This window comes from Streptomyces sp. NPDC017890, assembly GCF_044328675.1.
In the GTDB taxonomy this organism is placed as follows: Bacteria; Actinomycetota; Actinomycetes; order Streptomycetales; family Streptomycetaceae; genus Streptomyces.
This window is the reverse complement of sequence record NZ_JBIRHU010000003.1, coordinates 279,054-302,310: the sequence shown is the minus strand read 5'-3', so window position 1 is coordinate 302,310 and position 23,257 is coordinate 279,054. Positions and strand designations below refer to the sequence as shown.

General features: G+C 71.7%; 16 protein-coding genes and 1 pseudogene. 11 read left to right on the top strand and 6 right to left on the bottom strand.

Annotated features, from left to right (window positions below; genetic code table 11):
- Positions 1-2: 2 nt before the first annotated feature.
- Both ACH4F2_RS06190 and ACH4F2_RS06185 read right to left on the bottom strand, forming a co-directional pair.
- Positions 3-3,059, bottom strand: a complete 3,057-nt coding sequence (locus tag ACH4F2_RS06190) for an NACHT domain-containing protein (RefSeq protein ID WP_398131493.1) — start codon at positions 3,057-3,059, stop codon at positions 3-5.
- Between the two features lie 53 nt (positions 3,060-3,112).
- On the bottom strand, positions 3,113-4,051 hold the full coding sequence (locus tag ACH4F2_RS06185; protein ID WP_398131492.1) for an AraC family transcriptional regulator: 939 nt from the start codon (positions 4,049-4,051) through the stop codon (positions 3,113-3,115).
- Between the two features lie 157 nt (positions 4,052-4,208).
- Between ACH4F2_RS06185 and tkt the strand changes: the two genes are divergently transcribed.
- From tkt to ACH4F2_RS06150, 7 genes are read left to right on the top strand one after another with little or no spacing between them, the layout of a single operon-like run.
- A complete protein-coding gene (tkt, locus tag ACH4F2_RS06180) occupies positions 4,209-6,293 on the top strand; it encodes a transketolase (protein WP_398131491.1) in 2,085 nt (694 codons plus the stop codon).
- A gap of 46 nt (positions 6,294-6,339) precedes the next feature.
- Entirely contained in the window at positions 6,340-7,509 is a 1,170-nt protein-coding gene (gene tal, locus ACH4F2_RS06175; protein ID WP_398131490.1) for a transaldolase, read from the top strand.
- The gene (gene zwf / locus ACH4F2_RS06170; RefSeq protein WP_398131489.1) at positions 7,506-9,284 is read left to right on the top strand and encodes a glucose-6-phosphate dehydrogenase; all 1,779 of its coding nucleotides are present in this window, start codon (positions 7,506-7,508) and stop codon (positions 9,282-9,284) included. Before tal ends, zwf begins: the two co-directional genes overlap by 4 nt.
- Positions 9,281-10,216, top strand: a complete 936-nt coding sequence (gene opcA / locus ACH4F2_RS06165; protein ID WP_398131488.1) for a glucose-6-phosphate dehydrogenase assembly protein OpcA — start codon at positions 9,281-9,283, stop codon at positions 10,214-10,216. The genes zwf and opcA overlap by 4 nt, the downstream gene beginning before the upstream one ends.
- The gene (gene pgi, locus ACH4F2_RS06160) at positions 10,209-11,897 is read left to right on the top strand and encodes a glucose-6-phosphate isomerase (protein WP_398131487.1); all 1,689 of its coding nucleotides are present in this window, start codon (positions 10,209-10,211) and stop codon (positions 11,895-11,897) included. Before opcA ends, pgi begins: the two co-directional genes overlap by 8 nt.
- A 1-nt stretch (position 11,898) precedes the next feature.
- Positions 11,899-12,780, top strand: coding sequence for a phosphogluconate dehydrogenase (NAD(+)-dependent, decarboxylating) (gene gnd, locus ACH4F2_RS06155; protein WP_398131486.1), 882 nt, complete (start codon positions 11,899-11,901; stop codon positions 12,778-12,780).
- Positions 12,781-12,836: 56 nt separating this feature from the next.
- A complete protein-coding gene (locus tag ACH4F2_RS06150; RefSeq protein ID WP_398131485.1) occupies positions 12,837-14,297 on the top strand; it encodes a membrane-associated oxidoreductase in 1,461 nt (486 codons plus the stop codon).
- Between the two features lie 39 nt (positions 14,298-14,336).
- Here ACH4F2_RS06150 and ACH4F2_RS06145 read toward each other — a convergent pair whose 3' ends face one another.
- Together ACH4F2_RS06145 and ACH4F2_RS06140 are read right to left on the bottom strand one after the other, a co-directional pair.
- On the bottom strand, positions 14,337-16,127 hold the full coding sequence (locus ACH4F2_RS06145; RefSeq protein ID WP_398131484.1) for a bifunctional sugar phosphate isomerase/epimerase/4-hydroxyphenylpyruvate dioxygenase family protein: 1,791 nt from the start codon (positions 16,125-16,127) through the stop codon (positions 14,337-14,339).
- Between the two features lie 5 nt (positions 16,128-16,132).
- Positions 16,133-17,023: a shikimate dehydrogenase gene (locus ACH4F2_RS06140; protein WP_398131483.1), complete on the bottom strand. Its 891-nt coding sequence runs from the start codon at positions 17,021-17,023 to the stop codon at positions 16,133-16,135.
- A 164-nt stretch (positions 17,024-17,187) separates the two neighbouring features.
- Here ACH4F2_RS06140 and ACH4F2_RS06135 point away from each other — a divergent pair, with 164 nt between their 5' ends.
- The 3 genes from ACH4F2_RS06135 (at position 17,188) to ACH4F2_RS06125 (ending at position 20,746) form a co-directional block, all read left to right on the top strand.
- Positions 17,188-17,853 carry a TetR/AcrR family transcriptional regulator gene (locus ACH4F2_RS06135; protein WP_398131482.1) on the top strand — a complete coding sequence of 222 codons (666 nt, stop codon included), beginning with the start codon at positions 17,188-17,190 and terminating at the stop codon, positions 17,851-17,853.
- 159 nt (positions 17,854-18,012) lie between these two features.
- Positions 18,013-19,383 carry an MFS transporter gene (locus ACH4F2_RS06130; protein WP_398131481.1) on the top strand — a complete coding sequence of 457 codons (1,371 nt, stop codon included), beginning with the start codon at positions 18,013-18,015 and terminating at the stop codon, positions 19,381-19,383.
- Positions 19,384-19,516: 133 nt separating this feature from the next.
- Positions 19,517-20,746, top strand: coding sequence for a serine hydrolase domain-containing protein (locus ACH4F2_RS06125; protein ID WP_398131590.1), 1,230 nt, complete (start codon positions 19,517-19,519; stop codon positions 20,744-20,746).
- Between the two features lie 25 nt (positions 20,747-20,771).
- On the opposite strand, the gene ribA is transcribed toward ACH4F2_RS06125, so the two are convergent.
- Entirely contained in the window at positions 20,772-21,434 is a 663-nt protein-coding gene (gene ribA / locus ACH4F2_RS06120; protein ID WP_398131480.1) for a GTP cyclohydrolase II, read from the bottom strand.
- A gap of 113 nt (positions 21,435-21,547) precedes the next feature.
- Between ribA and ACH4F2_RS06115 the strand changes: the two genes are divergently transcribed.
- Positions 21,548-22,306, top strand: a complete 759-nt coding sequence (locus tag ACH4F2_RS06115) for a creatininase family protein (RefSeq protein ID WP_398131479.1) — start codon at positions 21,548-21,550, stop codon at positions 22,304-22,306.
- Positions 22,307-22,440: 134 nt separating this feature from the next.
- On the opposite strand, the pseudogene ACH4F2_RS06110 reads toward ACH4F2_RS06115, so the two are convergent.
- Positions 22,441-23,214: pseudogene (locus tag ACH4F2_RS06110) on the bottom strand (YbhN family protein); the annotation flags it as partial.
- Positions 23,215-23,257 lie beyond the last annotated feature (43 nt).

The following is a 23,257-nucleotide window of genomic DNA, read 5'->3' as shown; positions in this document are numbered from 1 at the left end:
GCTCACACCCACAAGCGCCGCAGCAAGCCGGTCCGGGGCCGTCTGTCGGCCCCGGGCCGGCCCTCGTGGCGCACGACCACCCGGTCGGTCGGCAACGCCTCCAGACCGTGCACCTTGTCGGCGTCCACGAGGGTGACGTCGATCTTTCCCCTCGGCACGTTGCGCAGCGGGGACAGGTCGACGGCGGCCTGATAGCTCTGGCAGGTCAGTCGCAGGGTCAGCGAGGTGAGCGCGGGGTGCACCGCTGCGAACTCCGGTACTCCCGCGTCCGTCAGGACCCCGTCGACGGTGAGGCTGGTGACCTGGGGCAGCGGCACCGTGGGGAGCGGGACGCCGTGCGTCGAGGACAGGGTGAGGGATCTCAGTTGTCCGGCTCCGGTCAGGAAACCCAGGTCCACCCCGCTCGGCAGCCGGTGCAGGGTGAGCTCCTCCGCCGGACTCTCGGCCAGGACGGTCAGCTCCGCGACGACGTCGCAGGACTCGACGACGAGCCGGCGCAGTCCGTCGAGTGGTGCCAGGGAGGGCAGGGCGAACGACACGGCGCTGGACAGCGCCACCGACAGGGAGTGGACCCGCAGGGGGACCAGGGACTCGACGAGGTCGGAGGTCAGCAACTGGCCCCGCACGGACAGGTGGGGCACCCGGTCGAGCACCTCGAGGCAGGCGACCTGCTCCGGGACGGTCAGAGGCAGCGTCAGGTCGTCCATCGGCAGGCCCGCCAGCACGTCCTCGGCGAAGGACCGTGCGTCGAAGTACGGCCAGGAGTCCGCCACCTCCTGGCGAACGATGCGGTCGGGCACGCTCCGGAACCGGGCCATCTGATCCAGCGCCACCTCACCGCCGATCCGGGCGATGGTCATCACCGTGGCCCGCGCCTGCTCCGGTCGCAGGCCCTCGGGGCGCGGCAGCAGGTCGAGGACGATGTCACCGGCGGTGGCGAGCTGTTCGGCGTCCGCCGCAGAGCCGGGGGGAATCAGCTCACCGGCCCGCAGGAGCACTGCGGCGCGGACGGCCGGGTCGAGGGTGGTGGCGTGCTCGAGGCATGCGGCGGCGAGCAGGTGATAGCGGCGGCGCAGCTTCGGGTCGGCGCTCTGGTCTCCCAGCGCGACCAGCTTGCGCAGCAGGTAGGCGCGTTCGCCGTCACGGGCGTGGCCGACGGCGAGCCGGACGACGTCGTCCCACTGGTCGTCACGGCCGGACTCCGCGAGGAGGTCGAGATCCTCGGCCTCGACGGCGGCCTTGGCCCCGAGGTAGTCCTGGAACGTGCGGTGGATGAAGTCGACCATGCCCGCCGAGGGTTCGCGCAGCAGTCCGCTGCGCAGCAGCAGGTAGCGGAAGACGTCCTGGGCCCGGTCGGGTGTCGCCAGGTGCGGCATGGCGGGCAGCTTCTCCCGGATGATGCGGACGGCGGTGGCCTGGGCCGCCTCGGAACGCCCGTTGCGGATCAGCCAGTAGGCGACCCGCTGGAGCAGCTGGACCTGTGCCTCCTCCGTGGGCGCCAGGCCGCGGGGCGCCGGGATCTCACGCTCCTTGTCGCGGCGCACCAGCAGCATGGTGAGCGCGGCGGCGTACAACTCCATGCGACGCTCGGGGAGGTGGGTCAGCCGGTCGCGGTGCAGAGCGCAGATGAGCGCGCACATCAGGGGATTGGTGGCCAGCCGGTACAGGTCGTACTTCTGCCGCAGGCTGGCCCGCAGGGCTTCGCGGCAGCGTTCGACCGCCTGCCGTTCCTCGGGTTCGCCGACGGTGGTGAGGACGGCGTCGTGCCAGCGGTGGACGAACCGGTCGACGTCCTGGCGGGTCATCGGGAGCAGGTTGAACTCGGCGAAGTCGACCTCTTCCAGCCAGTGGGTGTCCACGGCGGAGGGACGGGAGGTGACGAGGAAGAAGTTCCTGGGGTAGAGCTCGATGAGGTCGAGCAGCCACCGGCGCACGACGGGGCGTTCACTCTCGGAGACCTCGTCCACGCCGTCGACGAGCACCATGCCGCGACCGCTGTGCAGGACCCGGTCGGCCCAGTGTTCGGGCTGGAGTCCGTGCAGCATGTTGCCCACAGCGCGGAGGAACCGCTCGGGGCCCGGCATCCGTGGAGCCTGGGCCAGCGCGCGAAGCGGCAGCACGAACGGCACCCGGCCGCGCAACTCCGCCAGTTCGTCGGGGAAGGAGTCCCGCGCCGCCGAGACGGCCAGCCACTGCAGCAGCGTGGTCTTGCCCGATCCGGCCATGCCCCGCAGCATCGCCCGGTTGCAGCCGGTGAACGCCTCTTCGACTCGTCGGCGGTTGGCCGACGGCGAACCGCCGTCACGCTGCGAAGCCAGTTCCAGGTTGAGGTAGGCGGTGTCCAGGGGCCAGTTGGCCTGACCCGGATCGCTCAGGTCGAGGCCGAAGATGTTGAGCTTGCCGTACTTGCGTTCCAGGTGAGCGAGATAGCGTGTTTCGAACTCCTGGTCCGCGCTGCCGGGGCGGGGGATGCGGTCCACCAGCGCGTCCAGCAGGCGCAGCGTCTCGTCGAGCATGCGGGTCTGGGCCACCTGGGCATGGGCCACGAAGGTCGAGCGCTGGGTGAAGAAGTGCAGGATGTGCAGACAGCTCAGGTCGAGCAGGCTGTCGTACAGAGCGGTGGCGTCGGCGGACAGGTTCCGGGTGGCGTCTTTGCGGGCGGCCGTCAGACGTCGCGCCAGCTCCGCCCGGCCGAGCCGGACCGCCTGTACGTCGTCCATCTCCAGCTCGCCGAGGGCACTGAGGGTCGCGGCGAGGGCGTCGGCGAGGGCTTCGCGTTCGTCGGACTTCACCGGGGGCTCGTGCGGGTTGGCGTCGATGGCCGCTTTCACCAGCTCCCGCGCGATCTTCCACATGTCCAGGTTGCTCAGTCCGCGCTTCTCCCCGCCCCACCCGATGAGCCGCGAAACGCGTACCGGCTTGTCCACGAGGCCCGCGCCCGGCCCCTCCTGGACGAAGAGTCTGGCGATGATCGGCCGCGCCACCGCCGAGGCGATGCGCGCGGTCGTACCGATGCTGGCCGGATCCATCAGACCCCCGAACCGACGTCCCAGTGACAAGCGCTCCTCGATCATAGGGAGTCGGGAGGGCCGACGGCAGGTGTCCGAGGATCTCAGCGCAGCTCCGCCCGGAACGCCGCCGGTGTCTGTTCCGTGTGCTGCTGGAAGAACTTGGAGAAGTTCGCCGCGTCCTGGAAGCCGACCGCCGCACCGACCCGGCCGATCGGCATGTCGGTGTGGGCGAGGAGGCGCTTGGCCTCCAGTACGACGCGTTTGTCGATGAACCCCTTGGGCGTCTCGCCGGTGGCGGCGCGCACCGCGCGGACGAGGGTGCGGCGGGAGTAGCCGAGCGCGTCGGCGTAGGCGCTCACGCTGTGGTTGGTGGCGAAGCCCCGTTCGACCGCGTCCCGGAAGAGGGTGAAGGTGGTGTCCCCCGGCGTGTCCGCCCGCCCCTGGCGCGCCGCCTCGGCGGAGCTGACCGCGAGATGCGCCAGGCGCAGCAGGAACGCCGACAGCGTGTGGCGCAGGACGGCGGTGTGCAGGCTCAGGGGCAGGGTGGTGGCGTCCTCGTACTCGCGCCGGAGCTGGTCGAGGGAGGCCGTCAGCCCGGCGAGCCGCGCCTCGTCGGGACGGAGCAGGGGCGGCAGGTCGTAGCGGTAGAGGCCGGTGGCCTCCACGGTGGAGCGGGGCAGGAAGCCGGGCTGCATGGTCAGCACCGTTCCGCGGTACTCGCTGTCCGGCGAGAAGCGGTGGACCTGTCCGGGCCGGATCCACAGCAGATCGCCGGCCGTCGCCTCGTACTCGGCGAAGTCGATCATGTGGCGGACCGGGCCGCCGGTGAAGAGCATGACGACGTGGAAGTCGATGCGGTGCACGCGGTGCAGCGGGGCCTGCGCGTGCCAGGTGCGGCCGGCACCCATGGGGCCGACCTGCATACCGACGCCGAGGAGGCTGAGATCGACCGGGAAGGGAAAGGTTCTGATCCCGTCGCCGAGCCGGCCGCCGTCGCCACCGACGCCTTCGCCGACGTTTCGATTGTTTTCGTCCGCCATGTCCTTCTCGTGCCGTTCCGCCCGTACGCCCCGGCGCCGGGGCGTGTCCCAGTTTCACCACAGGCTGGCACACCACGACCTTCACTCTCAAAAGTCAGACTTTTAAGTTTGAACACGTCAGACCGGCTTCTACGCTCCGATCGAGGATTTCTTGAAGATGAGCACGCACACAGTGGACAGCGCGGACCGCTTCGAATGGACCGAACTCGACCGGCGTGCCGTCGACACCGCCCGGGTTCTCGCGGCCGATGCCGTGCAGCGGGTCGGCAACGGCCACCCCGGCACGGCGATGGCCCTCGCCCCGGCGGCCTACACGATCTTTCAGAAGCTGATGCGGCACGACCCCGCCGATCCGGAGTGGACCGGCCGTGACCGCTTCGTCCTCTCCCCCGGTCACACCTCGCTGACCCTCTACACCCAGCTCTACCTCGCCGGGTACGAGCTGGAGCTGGACGACCTGAAGGCCTTCCGCACACACGGCTCCAAGACGCCCGGCCACCCCGAGTACGGGCACACCGCCGGCGTGGAGACCACCACCGGCCCGCTCGGCCAGGGCGTCGCCAACGCGGTCGGCATGGCGATGGCGGCCCGCTACGAGCGCGGCCTGTTCGACCCTCAGGCGCCGGCGGGCGAGTCCCCCTTCGACCACACCGTCTGGGCGATCGTCTCCGACGGCGACCTCCAGGAGGGTGTCTCCGCCGAGGCGTCGTCGATGGCCGGCCACCAGAAGCTCGGCAACCTCGTCCTCCTCTACGACGACAACCACATCTCCATCGAGGGCGACACCGCGACCGCGTTCTCCGAGGACGTACTGAAGCGCTACGAGGCCTACGGCTGGCACGTGCAGCGTGTCGAGCCCGCCGAGAACGGCGACGTCGACGTGCACGCGCTGTACGCGGCCCTGACGGCGGCGAAGGCCGAGCCCGGCCGCCCCTCCATCATCGCCATGCGCACGATCATCGCCTGGCCCGCGCCGAACGCCCGGAACACCGAGGCCTCCCACGGCTCCGCCCTCGGCGAGGACGAGGTCGCCGCCACCAAGCGCGTCCTCGGCTTCGACCCCGAACGGTCCTTCGAGGTCGCGGACGAGGTCCTCGCCCACACCCGCGAGGCACTGGACCGGGGTGCCGAGGCGCACGCCGCGTGGGCCAAGCGGATAGCCACGTGGCGCGGCGACCAGCCGGAGCGCGCCGGGCTGTACGACCGCGTGGTCGCCGGCCGGCTGCCCGAGGGCTGGGAGGACACCCTGCCGGTGTTCGAGACCGGCAAGGCCGTCGCCACCCGAGCCGCCTCCGGGAAGGTCCTCCAGGCCCTCGGCCCCGTGCTGCCCGAGCTGTGGGGCGGCTCCGCCGACCTGGCCGGCTCGAACAACACGACCATCGACAAGACGTCCTCCTTCCTCCCGGCGGGCAACCCGCTGCCGGAGGCCGACCCGTACGGCCGCACCGTGCACTTCGGCATCCGCGAGTTCTCGATGGCCGCGGAGATGAACGGCATCGCCCTGCACGGCAACACCCGCATCTACGGCGGCACGTTCCTCGTCTTCTCCGACTACATGCGCAACGCGGTGCGCATGTCGGCGCTGATGCAGCTGCCGGTGACGTACGTGTGGACCCACGACTCCATCGGCCTCGGTGAGGACGGTCCGACCCACCAGCCCGTCGAGCACCTCGCCGCCCTGCGCGCCGTCCCCGGCCTCAACGTCGTCCGCCCGGCCGACGCCAACGAGACCGCCACCGCCTGGGCCGAGATCCTCAGGCGCCACTCGACCAGCCCGGCCCCGCACGGCCTCGTCCTCACCCGTCAGGGCGTACCGACCTACGAGCCGAACCCGGACGCGGCACGCGGCGGCTACGTCCTCGCCGACGCCTCCACCGGCGCACCGGACGTCGTCCTGATCGCCACCGGCTCCGAGGTGCAGCTCGCCGTGGCCGCGCGGGAGGCGCTGGAGGCGGAGGGCACGCCCACGCGCGTGGTGTCGATGCCGTCCGTGGAGTGGTTCGAGGAGCAGCCGCGCGAGTACCGCGAGAGCGTGCTGCCGCCGTCCGTGCGGGCCCGGGTGGCCGTGGAGGCCGGCATCGGCCTGACCTGGCACCGGTTCACCGGGGATGCGGGCCGCATCGTCTCCCTGGAGCACTTCGGCGCCTCCGCCGACGCCAAGACCCTGTTCACCGAGTTCGGCTTCACCGCCGAGCACGTCGCCGCCGCCGCCAGGGAATCCCTGGCCGCCGTCCGCGGCTGATCCGACCGGATCTGCCGCGGACGGAACCGACCGCAGGAAAGAGAAGATGATCACTGTGACCGAAGCAACCGCGACCGCGGGAGCACTGCGACGCCTGTCCGAGGCGGGCGTCTCCATCTGGCTGGACGACCTGTCGCGGCGGCGGATCGAGTCCGGCAACCTCGCCGAACTGATCGAGACGAAGAACGTCGTCGGCGTCACCACCAACCCGTCGATCTTCCAGGCCGCCATCGGCTCCGGCGAGGGGTACGAGGAGCAGCTCGCGGACCTGGCGACCCGGGGCGTCACCGTCGACGAGGCGGTCCGCATGATGACCACCGCCGACGTCCGCGCCGCCGCCGACGTGCTGCGCCCCGTGTACGACGCCACCGGCGGCCGGGACGGCCGGGTCTCCATCGAGGTCGACCCGCGGCTCGCCCACGACACGCGGGCCACGATCGCCGAGGCACGTCAGCTGGCCTGGCTGGTCGACCGCCCCAACGTGATGATCAAGATTCCGGCGACGAAGGCCGGACTCCCGGCGATCACCGAGGTCGTCGGCGCCGGCATCAGCGTCAACGTCACGCTGATCTTCTCCCTGGAGCGCTACCGCGAGGTCATGGACGCCTACCTCGCCGGCCTGGAGACGGCGCGGGCGGCCGGGTTCGACCTGGCGGGCATCCACTCCGTCGCCTCCTTCTTCGTCTCCCGCGTCGACAGCGAGATCGACAAGCGCCTGACGCTGCTGGGCACGGACGAGGCTCTCGCCCTGAAGGGGAAGGCGGCGCTGGCCAACGCGCGACTGGCCTACGAGGCGTACGAAGGCGTGTTCGGCTCGGCCGGCGGTTCGACGCGGCCGGGTGACCGGTTCACCGCCCTGGCAGGCGCCCGCGCCAACGCCCAGCGTCCCCTGTGGGCATCCACCGGGGTGAAGGACCCGGCATTCCGGGACACCCTGTACGTGGAGGAGCTGGTCGCTCCCGGCACCGTGAACACGATGCCGGAGGCCACCCTGGACGCCGCCGCCGATCACGGCGACGTACGGGGCGACACGGTCACCGGTGGTTACGCCCAGGCCCGGGCCGACCTCGCGGCCGTGGAGCGGCTCGGCATCTCGTACGACGAGGTGGTGCAGCAGCTGGAGCAGGAAGGCGTGGCCAAGTTCGAGGTGGCCTGGCAGGACCTGCTCGACGCCGTGACGAAGTCCCTCGACAGCAAGGGAGTTGACGGGGAATGAGCGAGGACCTTCCCGCTACGACGGTCCACGAGACCAAGGCGACGAAGGAGGCCAAGGAGGCGCTGACGGCCCAGGAGGCCGCGGGACCGCCGCGCGCCGAGGAGGCCGGGGAGTCCCGTACCGCCGGGACGCCGAAGGCGCCGAAGGGGGCCGGGGCCGCCCGGACCGCCAGGAAGCCCCGCGCGGCCGGCGCCGCCAAGACTGCGAAGGGGGCGGACGCGGACGGGAAGGCCGTCGCGCCCGTCGCGCCGCTCGACTGGAGCAACCCCCTGCGCGATCCCCAGGACCGCCGCCTCCCCCGCATCGCGGGCCCGTCCGGACTGGTCATCTTCGGTGTGACCGGTGACCTGTCCCGCCGCAAGCTGATGCCGGCCGTCTACGACCTGGCCAACCGCGGCCTGCTCCCGCCGGGCTTCTCCCTGGTCGGCTTCGCCCGCCGGGACTGGGAGAACCAGGACTTCGCCGAGGTCGTGCACGACGCCGTCAAGGAGCACGCGCGCACGCCGTTCCGCGAGGAAGTGTGGCAGCAGCTCGCGGAGGGCATGCGCTTCATCCCCGGCGACTTCGACGACGACGACGCGTTCGACCAGCTGCGCATGGCCGTCGAGGAGCTGGACGCCTCCCGCGGGACCAGCGGCAACTACGCCTTCTACCTCTCGGTGCCGCCGAAGTTCTTCCCGAAGGTCGTGCAGCAGCTGAAGAAGCACGGGCTGACCGACGCCCCGGACGGCTCCTGGCGCCGCGCGGTGATCGAGAAGCCGTTCGGACACGACCTGGGCAGCGCCCGCGACCTGAACGCGCTGGTGCACGAGGTCTTCGACCCGGAGCAGGTCTTCCGCATCGACCACTACCTGGGCAAGGAGACCGTCCAGAACATCCTGGCCCTGCGCTTCGCCAACCAGATGTACGAGCCGATCTGGAACCGTTCCTACGTCGACCACGTGCAGATCACCATGGCCGAGGACATCGGCATCGGCGGCCGGGCCGGCTACTACGACGGCATCGGTGCCGCCCGTGACGTCATCCAGAACCACCTGCTCCAGCTGATGGCCCTCACCGCCATGGAGGAGCCCGCCTCCTTCGACGCCGCGTCGCTGCTCACCGAGAAGCTCAAGGTGCTGCGGGCGGTGCGGCTGCCGGACGAACTCGGCGAGCACACCGTGCGCGGACAGTACGCGGGCGGCTGGCAGGGCGGCGCGCAGGTCCCCGGCTACCTGGAGGAGGAGGGCATCGACCCGGCCTCCACGACCGACACCTACGCGGCGATCAAGCTGGGCATCGACAACCGCCGCTGGGCGGGCGTCCCCTTCTACCTGCGCACCGGCAAGCGCCTGGGCCGCCGGGTCACCGAGATCGCGGTCGTCTTCCAGCGGGCCCCGCACTCCCCGTTCGACTCCACCGCGACGGAGGAGCTGGGCGAGAACGCCATCGTCATCCGCGTCCAGCCCGACGAGGGCATGACGGTGCGGTTCGGCTCCAAGGTGCCGGGCACGTCGATGGAGATCCGGGACGTGTCCATGGACTTCGCGTACGGCGAGTCCTTCACGGAGTCCAGCCCGGAGGCGTACGAACGGCTGATCCTGGACGTCCTGCTGGGCGACGCCAACCTGTTCCCCCGCCACCAGGAAGTGGAGGAGTCCTGGCGGATCCTCGACCCGATCGAGGAGTACTGGGCCACGCACGAGCGGCCCGCGCAGTACGCCTCGGGCAGCTGGGGACCGCGGGAAGCCGAAGAGATGCTCGCACGAGACGGACGGAGCTGGCGCAGGCCATGAGGATCGACCTGACCGACACCACGGCAAGCAAGATCAACAAGGCGCTGGTGCAGGGCCGCCGGGCCATCGGCACCCCGGCCGTGGGCATGGTCCTGACGATGGTGATCGTCACGGACGAGGAGAACGCCTACGACGCGATCAAGGCCGCCGAGGAGGCCTCGCACGAGCACCCCTCGCGCACCCTGGTCGTCATCAAGCGGCACGCCCGCAACCTGCGCGACCGCACCCGCTCGCACCTCGACGCCGAGGTACGGGTGGGCTCCGAGGCCGGCACCGGCGAGACGGTCGTCCTGCGCATGTACGGCGAGGTGTCCGAGCACGCCGACTCGGTCGTGCTGCCGCTGCTGCTGCCGGACGCCCCGGTCGTGGTCTGGTGGCCGGTGGAGGCGCCCGACAACCCGGCGCGGGACCCGCTGGGCATGCTGGCGCAGCGCCGCATCACCGACCTGTACGCGGTCGAGCGGCCCATGGAGGTCCTGGAGCGGCGGGTCCGCTCCTACGCGCCCGGCGACACCGACCTCGCCTGGACCCGTCTGACCCTGTGGCGCTCCATGCTGGCCGCCGCGCTCGACCAGGCCCGGGTGCCGGTGACCTCGGCGACCGTCGAGGCCGAGGCCGACAACCCGGCCGCCGAACTGCTGGCCCGCTGGCTGGAGGCCCGGCTGCACGTCCGGGTCGACCGGGTGATCACCGACGGGCCGGTCGTCACGGCCGTGCGCCTGGGCACCGCGAACGGCGAGATCGTCATCGACCGGCCGGAGGGCCCGCTCGCCACGATGACCCTGCCCGACCAGCCCCCGCGCTCCCTCGCACTGAAGGTGCGCCCCACCTCCGAACTCATCGCCGAGGAGCTCAGGCGCCTCGACGCGGACGAGATGTACGCCGTCGCCCTGCGCGGCGAGGCCGGCAAGGAGACCCCTGCCCATGTCTGACACCCCGAAGCTCGACCGGCGGCCGGAGTGGACCGCGCTGGCGGACCACCGCAAGGACGCGCTGCCGCGACCGGACCTGCGCGAACTGTTCGCCGCGGACCCCGGGCGGGCCGAGCGGTACGTCGTGCGCGTCGGCGACCTGCGCATCGACTACTCCAAGAACCTGGTCACCGACGACACGCTGGCCCTGCTGCGGGACCTGGCCTCGGCCACCGGCGTGTCCGACCTGCGCGACGCCATGTTCCGCGGCGAGCGGATCAACATCACCGAGGACCGGGCGGTGCTGCACACCGCGCTGCGCGCCCCGCGGGACGCGGTGATCGAGGTCGACGGCGAGAACGTCGTGCCGAAGGTGCACGCCGTGCTCGACAAGATGACCGCCTTCGCGGACCGGGTCCGTTCCGGCGAGTGGACCGGGTACACCGGCAAGCGCATCCGCAACGTCGTCAACATCGGCATCGGCGGCTCGGACCTCGGTCCGGCGATGGCGTACGAGGCGCTGCGCGCCTTCACCGACCGCTCGCTCACCTTCCGGTTCGTGTCGAACGTGGACGGCGCCGACCTGCACGAGGCGGTCCGGGACCTGGACCCCGCCGAGACGCTGTTCATCGTGGCGTCCAAGACGTTCACCACGATCGAGACGATCACGAACGCCACGTCGGCACGCTCCTGGCTGCTGGCGGGGCTGGACGATGGGGGCCCCACCCGCTCGAGCGAAGCCGAGAGCGGGGGAGAGAAGGCGGTCGCCCGGCACTTCGTCGCGCTGTCGACGAACGCCGAGAAGGTCGCCGGCTTCGGCATCGACACGGCCAACATGTTCGAGTTCTGGGACTGGGTCGGCGGCCGGTACTCGTTCGACTCGGCGATCGGCCTCTCCCTGATGATCGCCATCGGCCCGGACCGCTTCCGGGAGATGCTCGACGGCTTCCGCATCGTCGACGAGCACTTCCAGAACGCCGAGGCCCCGGCCAACGCCCCGCTGATCCTGGGCCTGCTGGGCGTCTGGTACGGCAACTTCTTCGGCGCCCAGTCGCACGCGGTCCTGCCGTACAGCCACTACCTGTCGAAGTTCACGGCGTACCTCCAGCAGCTCGACATGGAGTCCAACGGCAAGTCCGTCGACCGCGACGGGCATCCGGTGGAGTGGGAGACCGGCCCGGTGGTCTGGGGCACGCCCGGCACCAACGGGCAGCACGCCTACTACCAGCTGATCCACCAGGGCACCAAGCTGATCCCGGCCGACCTGATCGGCTTCGCCCGGCCCGTCGCCGAGCTGAGCGACGAGCTGAAGGCCCAGCACGACCTGCTGATGGCCAACCTGTTCGCCCAGGGACAGGCGCTGGCCTTCGGCAAGAGCGCCGACGAGGTCCGGGCGGAGGGCGTGCCCGAGGAGCAGGTGCCGCACCGCACCTTCCGGGGCAACCACCCGACGACCACCGTCCTGGCGGGTGAGCTGACTCCCTCCGTCCTCGGCCAGCTGATCGCGCTGTACGAGCACAAGGTGTTCGTACAGGGCGCGGTCTGGAACATCGACTCCTTCGACCAGTGGGGCGTCGAGCTCGGCAAGGTGCTGGCCAAGCGTGTCGAACCCGCCCTCACCGAGGGCGCTGACGTGCCCGGTCTCGATCCGTCCACGGCCGCGCTGGTGGCCGCCTACCGTGAACTGAAGGAAGTGCACTGACATGCAGATCGGTCTCGTTGGTCTCGGCAAGATGGGCGGCAACATGCGCGAGCGTCTGCGCAACGCCGGCCACACCGTCGTCGGATACGACACCAATCCGGAGAAGGCCGACGTCAACAGCCTCGTCGACCTCGTCGACCAGCTGGAGCGGCCGCGCGCGGTCTGGGTGATGGTCCCGGCCGGCGACGCCACCCAGCACGTCATCGACCAGCTGGCGACGCTGCTCAAGCCCGGCGACACCGTCATCGACGGCGGCAACTCCCGCTGGACGGACGACGAGAAGCACGCGGAGGAGCTCGGCAAGCGCGGCATCAACTTCGTCGACGCGGGCGTCTCCGGCGGGGTGTGGGGCCTGAAGAACGGCTACGCCCTGATGGTCGGCGGCGAGAAGGAACACGTCGACGACCTCAAGCCGATCTTCGACGCGCTGAAGCCCGAGGGCCCCTACGGCTACGTCCACGCCGGCAAGGTCGGTGCCGGGCACTTCTCCAAGATGGTCCACAACGGCATCGAGTACGCCATGATGCAGGCGTACGCCGAGGGCTGGGAGCTGCTGGAGAAGGTCGACTCCGTGGACAACGTCCGCGAGGTCTTCCGTTCCTGGCAGGAGGGCACCGTCATCCGCTCCTGGCTCCTCGACCTGGCCGTCAACGCCCTCGACGAAGACCACCACCTGGACAATCTGCGCGGTTACGCGGAGGACTCCGGCGAGGGCCGCTGGACCGTCGAGGCGGCCATCGACAACGCCGTGCCGCTGCCCGCGATCACGGCTTCCCTCTTCGCGCGGTTCGCGTCCCGGCAGGACGACTCGCCGCAGATGAAGATGATCGCCGCGCTGCGCAACCAGTTCGGCGGCCACGCCGTGGAGTCCGTCAAGAAGTAGGCTGCGGTGACAGCCCGTTGACGTGATCGGCCGGTTCGGGTCAGAGTCCCTCACTGATGGAGATCAACGACCTGACACCGGCCGAGGCGCGCGTCTGGCGGGCCTTCGCCACGGGAACCGCCGTGGACTTCCGCGCCGCGGACGACGAGGACCCGGCCGACGGCGGCACCTGGGGTCCCGAACGGAGCGTACGGGGGAGCGTGCTGAGGGCGCTGCTCCTGGACGGCCCTCGGGAGGACGGCGAGGTGGCCGCGCTCAGTCTGGCGGGGGCGCGCGTCACCGGCCCGCTGGAGTTGCAGTACGCGACGGTGGACCACCCCGTGCGGCTGCGGCACTGCCACTTCGACGAGGTGCCGAGGCTGTACGCGGGGCGGCTGCGCGAGGTGAACCTGAGCGAGTCCGTGCTGCCCGGGCTGATCGCGCACGCGGTCCGGGTGGAGGGCGTGCTGCGGCTGACCCGCGCGCGGTTCGGCGGGATGGTGCGGCTCGGCGGGGCGGAGGTCACCGGGAGCCTCTACCTGGAGAGCACGCAGATCCACGCTCCGGACACCGAGGGGCCGGTGCTCCAGCTGAACCAGGCGGTCCTCGGTGCCGACCTGTGGGCGCCGGGGCTGCGCGCCCGGGGCGAGGTGCGGCTCACCGGCGCACGGGTGGCCGGGGCGGTCAACCTCACCGACTCGGTGCTGGACCGTCCCGGCGGCACCGCCCTGCAGGCCGAGACGCTCGCGGCCGAGGCCGACGTGGTGATGCGGCACGCCGAGGTGCGGGGCCGTCTGGAGCTGCGCGGCGCGCGCATACCCGGCCGGCTCGACCTCTCGCACGCGCGCCTGGCCAACCCCGAGGGGACCGCGTTGCGCGCGAGCAGCTCCGTGATCGGTGAACTGTGGCTGCGCCAGGGACCGAGGGTGGAGGGCGCCCTGAACCTGCGCCGCGCCCAGGTGGACGTGCTGTTCGTCGAACCGGAGGCGGTGCCGGAACGGGTCCAGCTGAACGACCTCACCTACACGTCGCTCGTCCCGCACGAGCCCGCCGCAAGACGGCTGCCGATGCTGGAGAAGGGCGACAGCTACCTGCCCTTCACCTACGAGCAGCTGACCGCCGCCTACCGCCGGATCGGCGACGACGACGCGGCCCGGCTGGTCCAGCTCGCCAAGCAGCGGCGGCGCCGGCGCACTCTTCCCTGGTACGGCCGGCTGTGGGGGCATCTCCAGGACGTCACGGTCGGGTACGGCTTCCGGCCGCTGCGCGCGGGCGGCTGGCTGCTGTCGCTGCTCGCGGTCGGCTCGGTCGCGTACGGGCTGGACCACCCGCCGCCGCTCAAGCCCGCCGAGTCCCCCGACTTCAACCCGGTCTTCTACACGCTGGACCTGCTGCTGCCGGTGATCTCCTTCGGCCAGGAGAGCGCCTTCGGCCCCGAGGGCTGGTACCAGACGTTCTCCTACGTACTGATCATCACGGGCTGGATCCTGGCCACCACGGTGATCACCGGCTTGACCCGCACCGTCAGCCGCCATTGAATCCTCCCCGGCGTGAACGCCGGAGCGTCCTCGCAAGAATCAGGTGAACTCCCGCACCGCGTGCTGCGCGGCCAGCCGGACCGGGGCGTTGGCCGCGCCGTAGCCGCGGTAGCCGCCGTCGCGCTGGACGAGTTCGAAGAAGACCCGGCCGACGGTGTGCGTGTAGCAGTGCCGGAAGGTGCCGTGCGCGTCGCGGTCGTACAGGATGCCTAGCTCCCGGTACGTCTCCAGCTCGCCGTCGGCGAACTCGAAGCGGGCGGCGAGGTCGTCGTAGTAGTTGCCGGGGATCGGCAGCAGCTGGCCGCCCGCGGTTCGGTAGCGGCGGGCGGCGGCGACCACGTCGTCGGTGGCGAGGGCGATGTGCTGGGCGTGCGCGGTGTCGTCGGTGGGTGCCGCGCCGACGGTCAGGGCGATGCGGACCCCGCCGTCCTCGGTGCTGACGACGCGGCTGCGCAGCAGGCCGTAGGGGTCGGCGACGTCCACGCTCTCCTGCGGGCGCAGCCCGAGCACCCCGCGGTGGAAGAGCGCCGCCTCGTCGAACTGGTGCCAGGGCTGGGTGAGGGAGAGGTGGTCGACGCGCCAGCCCGGGCCGGGCTCGGCCGCGGTCCCGGTGTCCGCGAAGTCCGCCCGCCAGTCGGGCAGTCCGGGGCGGCGGGTGGCGCAGAAGAACAGCTCCGTGCCGTCGGGCGCGGCGACCGCCTCCAGCGGGGCGTCCCCGGGGGCGCGGCGGCGCGGCAGCACCGGTGCCAGCAGCGCCTCGGCGCGGCGGGCCGCCCCGGCGGGGTCGGGCGACTCCAGGCCGACGGCCGCCAGCCGGGTGCCGTCGCGGCGTTCGGCCGGTCCGGTGTTGACCAGGACGCGGGCGTCGCCCCGCTGCCACAGCTCCACGGGTTTCCCCCGGTGCCGTGCGGTCCGGGCGAAGCCCAGCGCGCCGAGCACGGCGGAGACGGGTGCGGCGTCGGGCGTGACCAGCTCGGCGAAGGCGACGCCGGTGGGCGGGACGGGGGCGGGCGGCGCGGCCAGGCCGACCGTCTCCTGGAGCATCAGCAGGGAACGCTGGGCGTCCACCGCCGTGGGGCCGGCCTCGGACTGCCGGAAGACGTCGTTGAAGACCTCGAGGGACAGCGGGCCGTCGTACCCGGCGCGCAGGACGTGCCGCAGCAGCCCCGCGACGTCGAAGCCGCCCTGGCCGGGGAAGCAGCGGTAGTGGCGGCTCCACTGGAGGACGTCCATCGCGAGCAGCGGGGCGTCGGCGAGCTGGAGGAAGAAGATCTTCTCGCCGGGGATGGCCTCGATGCCCTGGGGATCGCTGCCGCGCGAGAGGATGTGGAAGCTGTCCAGGCAGGTGCCGAGCGCGGGGTGCCCGGCGCTCTCGACGACGCGCCAGGCGTGGTCGTAGGTGTTGACGTGCCGGCCCCAGGCGAGCGCCTCGTAGGCGACGCGGACGCCGTGGTCTTGGGCCAGGTCGGCGAGCCGGCTCAGCTGCTCGGCGGCGAGGTCGTCGTCGTCCACGGCGTACGGGGAGACGCTGGAGCAGACCAGGACGGTGTCCGCGCCGAGCCTGCCCATCAGCTCGAACTTGTGCCGGGCGCGGCGCAGCGCGCGGGCGAACTCCTCCTCGGGCAGCGCCTCCATGTCCCGCATGGGCTGGTAGAGGTCGATGCCGAGTCCCAGGTCGGCGCAGCGGGCGCGGATCTCCTCGGGGGCCAGGGGGCCGGCCAGCAGGTCGTTCTCGAAGATCTCCACGCCGTCGAAGCCGGCCGAGGAGGCGGCCGACAGCTTCTCGGTGAGCGATCCGCTGAGGGAGACGGTGGCGATGGACGTACGCACGTGGGTTACCTCTTTCCTGCCGCGGGGCTCCGGGAGGCGCCCGCCAGGTCGGTGATGTCGGCGAGCATCGCCGCGGCGTCGGGTTCCCGCCCGGTGAACAGCCGGAACGCGTCCACGGCCTGGAAGACGGCCATGCCGCCGCCGTCGAGGGTGGCGCAGCCCAGCGTGCGGGCGGCGCGCAGCAGCTCGGTCTCCAGCGGGCGGTAGACGACTTCGGCGACCCACAGCCCGGGGTGGAGCAGCTCGGCGGGCAGCGGCAGCCCGGGGTGGGCGGCCATGCCGGTGGGAGTGGCGTGCACGATGCCGTCGGCCGTGGTCAGCAGCCCGGGCAGCCGGTCCGAAGTGGCGTGGACGGCGCGGCCGTCACCGAAGTGCCGGTTCAGCTGGGCGGCGAGGGCGGCGGCCCGCTCGGGCAGCGCGTCGACGACGGTGATCCGTCCGGCGCCCAGGGTGAGCGTGGCATGAGCGACGGCCGCGCCCGCGCCTCCGGCGCCGAGCTGCACGATCCGCTCCAGCGGCGCGTCGGGCAGTCCGCGGGCGAAGGAGGCCGCGAATCCGGTGACGTCGGTGTTGTGTCCGGTGGCCCGGCCGGCCGTGTCGAAGACGACGGTGTTGACCGCGCCGAGCGCCTCCGCCTGCGGGGCGAGGGCGTCCAGGTGCTCGATGACGAGCTGCTTGCACGGGTGTGTGATGTTCAGCCCGTCGAAGCCCAGGTCCCGGGCCGCGCGCAGCAGGTCGCCCACCGCCTCGGGCGGGACATGGAGGGTGTCGATGTCGATCAGCCGGTACAGGTAGCGCAGACCCTGACGGCCGGCCTCCCGCTCGTGCAGTGCCGGGCTGAGCGACGGGCCGATGCCGGAACCGATCAGTCCGACGAGATACGAGTCCTTGGCCACCGGGGACGACCTCCTGAGCGGCTCGGGCTTTCCCACCCGAGCGACCAATGTACGAACCAGTACGTTAGTCATAGCAGCAGGGCGGGGGATGTGGGAAGGCGGAGGCTTCTAGAATCACCGGCACGCCCCATCCCGCAGCACCGCCCCGCAGCCGAAGGAACCCGATGACCAGCGTCGACGAACCGGCACGATCCGGCACGCGCACCCGCGACGCCGCCCGCACCCGGGCGGAGATCCTCGACGTGGCGACGCGGGAGTTCGCCCGGGCCGGCTACGACGGGGCCCGCGTCGACGAGATCGCCGCGCGCACCCGCACCACGAAGCGGATGATCTATTACTACTTCGGCGGCAAGGAACAGCTGTTCACGGCCGTCCTGGAGCGGGCGTACGGCGTGATCCGGGAGGCCGAGCAGCAGCTCGACGTCGAGCACCTGGACCCGGTGGCGGCCATCAGGCGCCTCGCGGAGGTGACCTTCGACCACCACGAGCGGCACCCCGACTTCATCCGCCTGGTCAGCATCGAGAACATCCACGACGCCGAGCACATCGCGTCCTCCGAGATGCTGGCCAGCATCGGCTCCCCGGCGCTCGACGTGATCCGCCGGATCCTGGAGGACGGGCAGCGGTCCGGCCTGTTCACGGCCGGCGTCGACGCCGTCGACCTGCACGCGATGATCAGCTCCTTCTGCTTCTTCCGGGTCGCCAACCGGCACACCTTCGGCGCCCTGTTCGGCCGCGACCTGGTCGCCCCCGACCAGCGCGAGCACTACCGGACCATGCTCGGCGACATGGTGATCGCCTACCTGACGGCGGAGCGCGCGGCGGACTGACCACGACGGCGGGGTCGCCGGGACCTCTTGACACACGGGAAACGTGCGCGCAACATCCCTTCCCAACCGCGACTAACTACCCAGTGGGTTAATTAGCCGATCGGCACTTCTCCCCGCCGCTCACTCCGCCTACCGTGGAGCCCCCCGAAGGAGCACGCCGTGTCCGTCCCCGCACCCGCGTCCCGTGAAGCCGCCCCGCCCGGCCAGCCGAAGAAGGCCGCGACCGCCGCCTGGATCGGCAGCGCTCTGGAGTACTACGACTTCTTCATCTACGGCAGCGCCGCCGCGCTGATCTTCCCCGATGTCTTCTTCGACGAGTCCGACCCGGCCACCGCGACCCTGCTGTCGCTGGCCACGTTCGGTGTCGCGTACGCCGCCCGCCCGGTCGGCGCGTTCTTCCTCGGCCACATCGGCGACCGCATGGGCCGCAAGAAGATCATGGTCTTCACGCTGATGCTCATGGGCGTGTCGACGTTCCTCATCGGCTGTCTGCCCACGCGCGACCAGGTCGGTACCCTCGCCCCCGTCCTGCTGGTCCTCTGCCGCGTCCTGCAGGGCATATCGGCGGCCGGCGAACAGGCCAGCGCCAACTCCATGACGCTGGAACACGCGCCGGCCCACAAACGCGGCTTCTTCACCAGTTTCACCCTCAGCGGCACCCAGGGCGGGCAGCTGCTCGCCACCCTGGTCTTCCTCCCCATCGCCGCGCTGCCCGAGGAACACCTGCTGTCCTGGGGCTGGCGCGTGCCGTTCTGGCTGAGCGTCGTGGTCGCCGTCGTCGGCTACGTCATCCGCCGCAAGCTGGACGAGACGCCGGCCTTCACGCAGCAGACCGCCACGGAGGGCGTCGTGAAGATGCCGCTGGCCGTGCTGGCGCGCGACCACTGGGCGGACGTACTGCGGGTGGTCGCGGGCGCGCTCATCGCCTCGGTCAGCACGATCTTCACGGTCTGGGCGCTGTCGTACGCCACCAGCGACTCGGTCGGCATGTCCCGTACCGCCATGCTGTGGGTGGGCGCCCTCGCCAACGTCGTCGCGCTCGCCGCGATCCCGCTGTGGGCGACGCTGTCCGACCGCATCGGCCGGCGTCCGGTGTTCCTGGTCGGCGCGGTGGGCAGCGCGGTCACGATGTTCCTGTACCTGTGGGCGATCTCGGCCGGCTCCTACCCGTTGACGTTCCTCACGGGCATCGTCGCCTTCGGCGTCGTCTACAGCGCCGCGAACGGCGTGTGGCCCGCCTTCTACGGCGAGATGTTCTCCACCCGGGTCCGGCTGTCCGGGGTGGCGATCGGTACCCAGATCGGCTTCGCGGTGGCCGGGTTCGCGGTGACCTTCGCCGCGCAGATCGCCGGCCCGGACGGCGACGACTGGTCGGCGGTGGCGCTGTTCACGGCGGCGCTGTGCGTCCCGCCGGTGATCGCCGCGCTCTCGGCCCGCGAGACCCACCGGGTCCCGACGGAGGAACTCGGCGAGCGGACCCGACGGGAGGCGGCACAGCCCGAGACGGAGACGGTGCGCACCGGTGCGTAGTACCGGCGCGCACGGCGGTCATGACGCCTGAAACCGGGTACGCGGGGAAGGCCGGACACACCTCGACGGACGACCAGGGCGGCCACGGACGACCACGGGCCGCCAGGACGGACGACCAAGGAGGGCGATGGGGATGGCACCGCTGCGGCAGGAGGCCGACGCGGGTGCGGCCGGGCTGGATCCGCGGGCGCTGGACCGGCTCGACCTGCACTTCGCCCAGCAGGTCGACGAGGGGCGGCTGCCCGGGTTCCTGGTGGCCGTCGCCCGTGAGGGGCGCGTCGCTCATCTGACCGTGCGCGGCCGGCGGGACGTCGCGGCCGGGCTGCCCGTGGCGGCGGACACGCTGTGGCGCATCTACTCCATGACCAAGCCGGTCACGTCCGTGGCCGTGCTGATGCTGGCGGAGGAGGGACGGCTGTCGCTCGACGCCCCGGTGGACCGGTACCTCCCGGTCTTCGCCGAACCGCGGGTGTACGTCGAAGGGTTCGCCGACGACGTCATCACCCGGCCGGCCTCCGAACCGGTTCTCGTCCGGCAGCTGATGACCCACACCGCCGGGCTGACGTTCGGCTTCTACCACGCCCACCCCGTCGACGAGCTGTACCGCGCGGCCGGTCTGCAGTCGTCGGTGCGGCCGGGGGCAGGTCTGGCCGAGACCGTCGACCTCTACGCGAGCCTGCCGTTGCAGTTCGAGCCGGGCACGCAGTGGAACTACTCGGTGGCCAGCAACGTTCTGGGGCGGCTCGTGGAGGTGGTGTCCGGGCAGCCGCTCGACGTGTTCTGTGCGGAGCGGATCTTCGGCCCGCTCGGCATGACGGACACCGGATTCCACGTCACCGACGATCAGGCCGGCCGGCTGGCCGAGCTGTACGGCGAGACGGAGCAGGGTGGCATCGAACCGGTCCCCGGGCTGCCGCTGCGCGGCCGGCCGCGGTTCCTGTCGGGCAGTGGCGGTCTGGTCTCCTCCGCGTACGACGTGCACCGGTTCGCGGAACTGCTGCGGCGCCGGGGTGAACTGGACGGCGTCCGCCTGCTCCGCCCCGCGACGGTGGACCTCATGACCCGCAACCACCTGCCCGGCGGCGCCGACCTGCGTTCCTTCGGCAGCCGCCCGGCACACGACGAGCCCGGCAACGACGGGGTCGGCTTCGGCCTCGGGGTCTCCGTGGTGACCGACCCGAGCCGCACCCAGGCGCCATCGGGGCTCGGCACGTACGGCTGGAGCGGGGCGGCGACGACCACCTTCTGGGTCGATCCGGGCCGCGACCTGACGGTGCAGTTCATGACCCAGGTGCGGCCGAAGTCGTCGCACACGGTCCACCGGGACCTCAAGCGACTCGTGCACGAGGCCGTGACGGACTGACCCGGCCCCTCCCGGACCCATGGAGTCAGGACGACACGTGCGCCACCGCGTCCAGGTGGGGAAGGTGGTGGTCGAGCCGCTCCCGCTTGGTCCGCAGATAGGTGATGTTGCTCTCGCACGGCGGTATCAGCAGCGGCACCTGCTCGGCAACCTGGATGCCGTGCCGCACCAACGCCTCCCGCTTGCGCGGGTTGTTGGACATCAGCCGCACGGACCGCACCCCGAGGTCCTCCAGGATGCGGGCGGCGACCCCGTAGTCCCGGGCGTCCACCGGCAGGCCCAGGGCGAGGTTCGCCTCCACCGTGTCCAGGCCCTCCGCCTGCAGCGCCATCGCGCGCAGCTTGCCGAGCAGCCCGATGCCGCGCCCCTCGTGGCCGCGCAGGTACACGACGACGCCGCTGCCCGCGACGGCCACCGCCCGCAGCGCGGAGGCCAGTTGGTCGCCGCACTCGCAGTGCCGGGAACCGAAGGCGTCGCCCGTGAGGCACTCCGAGTGCAGCCGGGTGAGCACACCGTCGGTGCCGAGGTCGCCGTGGACGAGCGCCATCTGCTCGTCACCGCGCTCGTGGTCGGCATAGCCGAACGCACGGAATGTGCCGTACACGGTGGGCAGGGGCGTCACCACGACGCGTTCCACGTCCGTACGCCGCGATGCTTTCTTGCCGAATACACCGACTTTTTCTGTCATGATTCTCGCGTTCCTCAAGATTGCTCCAACAGATCTCTCGACGGAGATCTCTCAACGGATTGCTCAACAGATCGCTCAACTGATCGCCGACAGAGACGAAAGGCCGGGCGGACATGGATGTTTCACTTGTGCCGACGGACACCACGGAGGACGTGCGCGAGCGGGGCTCCGGGGTTGCACGGCAGGTGGCGGTGGTGCCGGTGGGGAGTTTCGAGCAGCACGGCCCGTATCTGCCGCTGGCGACCGACACGCTGGTCGCCTGCGCCATCGCGCGGGAGATCGCCGCCGCGTACCCGGTCCACCTGCTCCCGCCGGTGACGATCGGCTGCTCGCACGAGCACGCGGACTGGCCGGGGACCGTCAGCATCTCCTCGGTGACGCTCCACGCGGTGATACGGGACATAGCGGGCTCGCTGCGCCGCTCGGGCGTCGACGCCCTGGTGGTGGTCAACGGGCACGGCGGAAACTACGTACTGGGCAACGTCGTTCAGGAAGCCTCCGCCCGCGGCGAGCGGATGGCGCTGTTCCCCGCCGCGGAGGACTGGGAGGCGGCGCGGGAGCGTGCGGGCGTGTCCACTTCGCTGCTCACCGACATGCACGCCGGAGAAATCGAGACCTCCATTCTTCTGCACACGCACCCCGAATACGTCCGGCCCGGTTACGAGGCCGCCGATTTCGTCGCGGACGACCGGCGTCATCTGCTCTCCCTCGGTATGTCCGGCTATACCGAATCCGGTGTCATCGGGCGCCCTTCACTGGGCTCGGCGGAAAAGGGGAAGGAACTGCTGGCCGGCCTCGCGGATTCCTTCGGGATGTGTTTCGCACTGTTGACGGCGGTGACGGTCACGGTGCCGGACCAAGAGCGCGGGTAGTGCCCGCCGGGCACGTCGAGCGGCTCGGCGCGGGCCCGCGTCCCCCCGTACCAGCGGACGACGAGCACGACGGCGCCGGGCAGGCTCGCCACCAGGCCGAGCACTCCGTAGACCACGGCCACGCCCAGCCCGGTGCCCGCGCCCAGCCCGGCCGCGCCGAACGCCCAGGCGGTGACGCCCTCCCGGGGCCCCCAGCCGCCGACGTTCAACGGCAGCGCCATGGCGAGCAGCGCCAGCACGGCCAGCGGCGTCAGTACGGCGACGGAGGCACCGCTGCCTGCCACCCGGGCGGCCAGGACGAACATCGCGAGGTGCCCGGCCAGTACGACGACGGACGACACGGCGACCCCCGGCAGGTTGCGCCGGGACAGCAGCCCCTCGCGCGCCTCGTGGAGCGTCCTCCGCAGGGCCCCGGCCCCGCGGACCGGGTCTGGGCGTGCGGACGTCCGGTTCATGCGCAGGGCGAGGACGACGGCGAGCGCGCCGAGTACGGCCGTCCCGGCGAGCGGCGCGATGTGCCGGGCCTCGGCCAGCACGGGAGACGGCATCGTGAGCAGCACCGCGACCGCGACGCAGCCCAACGCCAGCTGCCCGGCAGCGCGTTCGAGGACGACGGCCCGCACGCCGCGTCCCGGGTCGCCGGCGCGCTGTCCGTGCCGTACCGCGCGGTGCACGTCGCCGAGGACACCGCCGGGGAGGGCGGCGTTGAGGAACAGGGCGCGGTAGTAGTCGGCGACGGCCGGTCCGAGGGGCAGCCGGAGGCGCAGTCCCCGGGCCACCAGGGCCCAGCGCCAGGCACTGAACACCGTGGTGGCCAGCCCGATCCCGAGCGCGGCCAGCAGCGCGGGGCCGTCGATCCGGCGCAGCCCGTCCAGGAGGGCACCGGTCCCCGTCCGCCACAGGAGCACGGCGAGGATGGCGGCGCCGGCGAGGCTGCCCAGGCGAGCGCGC

Bases quoted from the DNA above. Each gene is read 5' to 3' on its own strand.
- ACH4F2_RS06185 (WP_398131492.1), bottom strand. From the start codon at position 4,051: ATGGCGGACGAAAACAATCGAAACGTCGGCGAAGGCGTCGGTGGCGAC.
- tkt (WP_398131491.1), top strand. From the start codon at position 4,209: ATGAGCACGCACACAGTGGACAGCGCGGACCGCTTCGAATGGACCGAA.
- tal (WP_398131490.1), top strand. From the start codon at position 6,340: ATGATCACTGTGACCGAAGCAACCGCGACCGCGGGAGCACTGCGACGC.
- zwf (WP_398131489.1), top strand. From the start codon at position 7,506: ATGAGCGAGGACCTTCCCGCTACGACGGTCCACGAGACCAAGGCGACG.
- opcA (WP_398131488.1), top strand. From the start codon at position 9,281: ATGAGGATCGACCTGACCGACACCACGGCAAGCAAGATCAACAAGGCG.
- pgi (WP_398131487.1), top strand. From the start codon at position 10,209: ATGTCTGACACCCCGAAGCTCGACCGGCGGCCGGAGTGGACCGCGCTG.
- gnd (WP_398131486.1), top strand. From the start codon at position 11,899: ATGCAGATCGGTCTCGTTGGTCTCGGCAAGATGGGCGGCAACATGCGC.
- ACH4F2_RS06150 (WP_398131485.1), top strand. From the start codon at position 12,837: ATGGAGATCAACGACCTGACACCGGCCGAGGCGCGCGTCTGGCGGGCC.
- ACH4F2_RS06135 (WP_398131482.1), top strand. From the start codon at position 17,188: ATGACCAGCGTCGACGAACCGGCACGATCCGGCACGCGCACCCGCGAC.
- ACH4F2_RS06125 (WP_398131590.1), top strand. From the start codon at position 19,517: ATGGCACCGCTGCGGCAGGAGGCCGACGCGGGTGCGGCCGGGCTGGAT.
- ribA (WP_398131480.1), bottom strand. From the start codon at position 21,434: ATGACAGAAAAAGTCGGTGTATTCGGCAAGAAAGCATCGCGGCGTACG.
- ACH4F2_RS06115 (WP_398131479.1), top strand. From the start codon at position 21,548: ATGGATGTTTCACTTGTGCCGACGGACACCACGGAGGACGTGCGCGAG.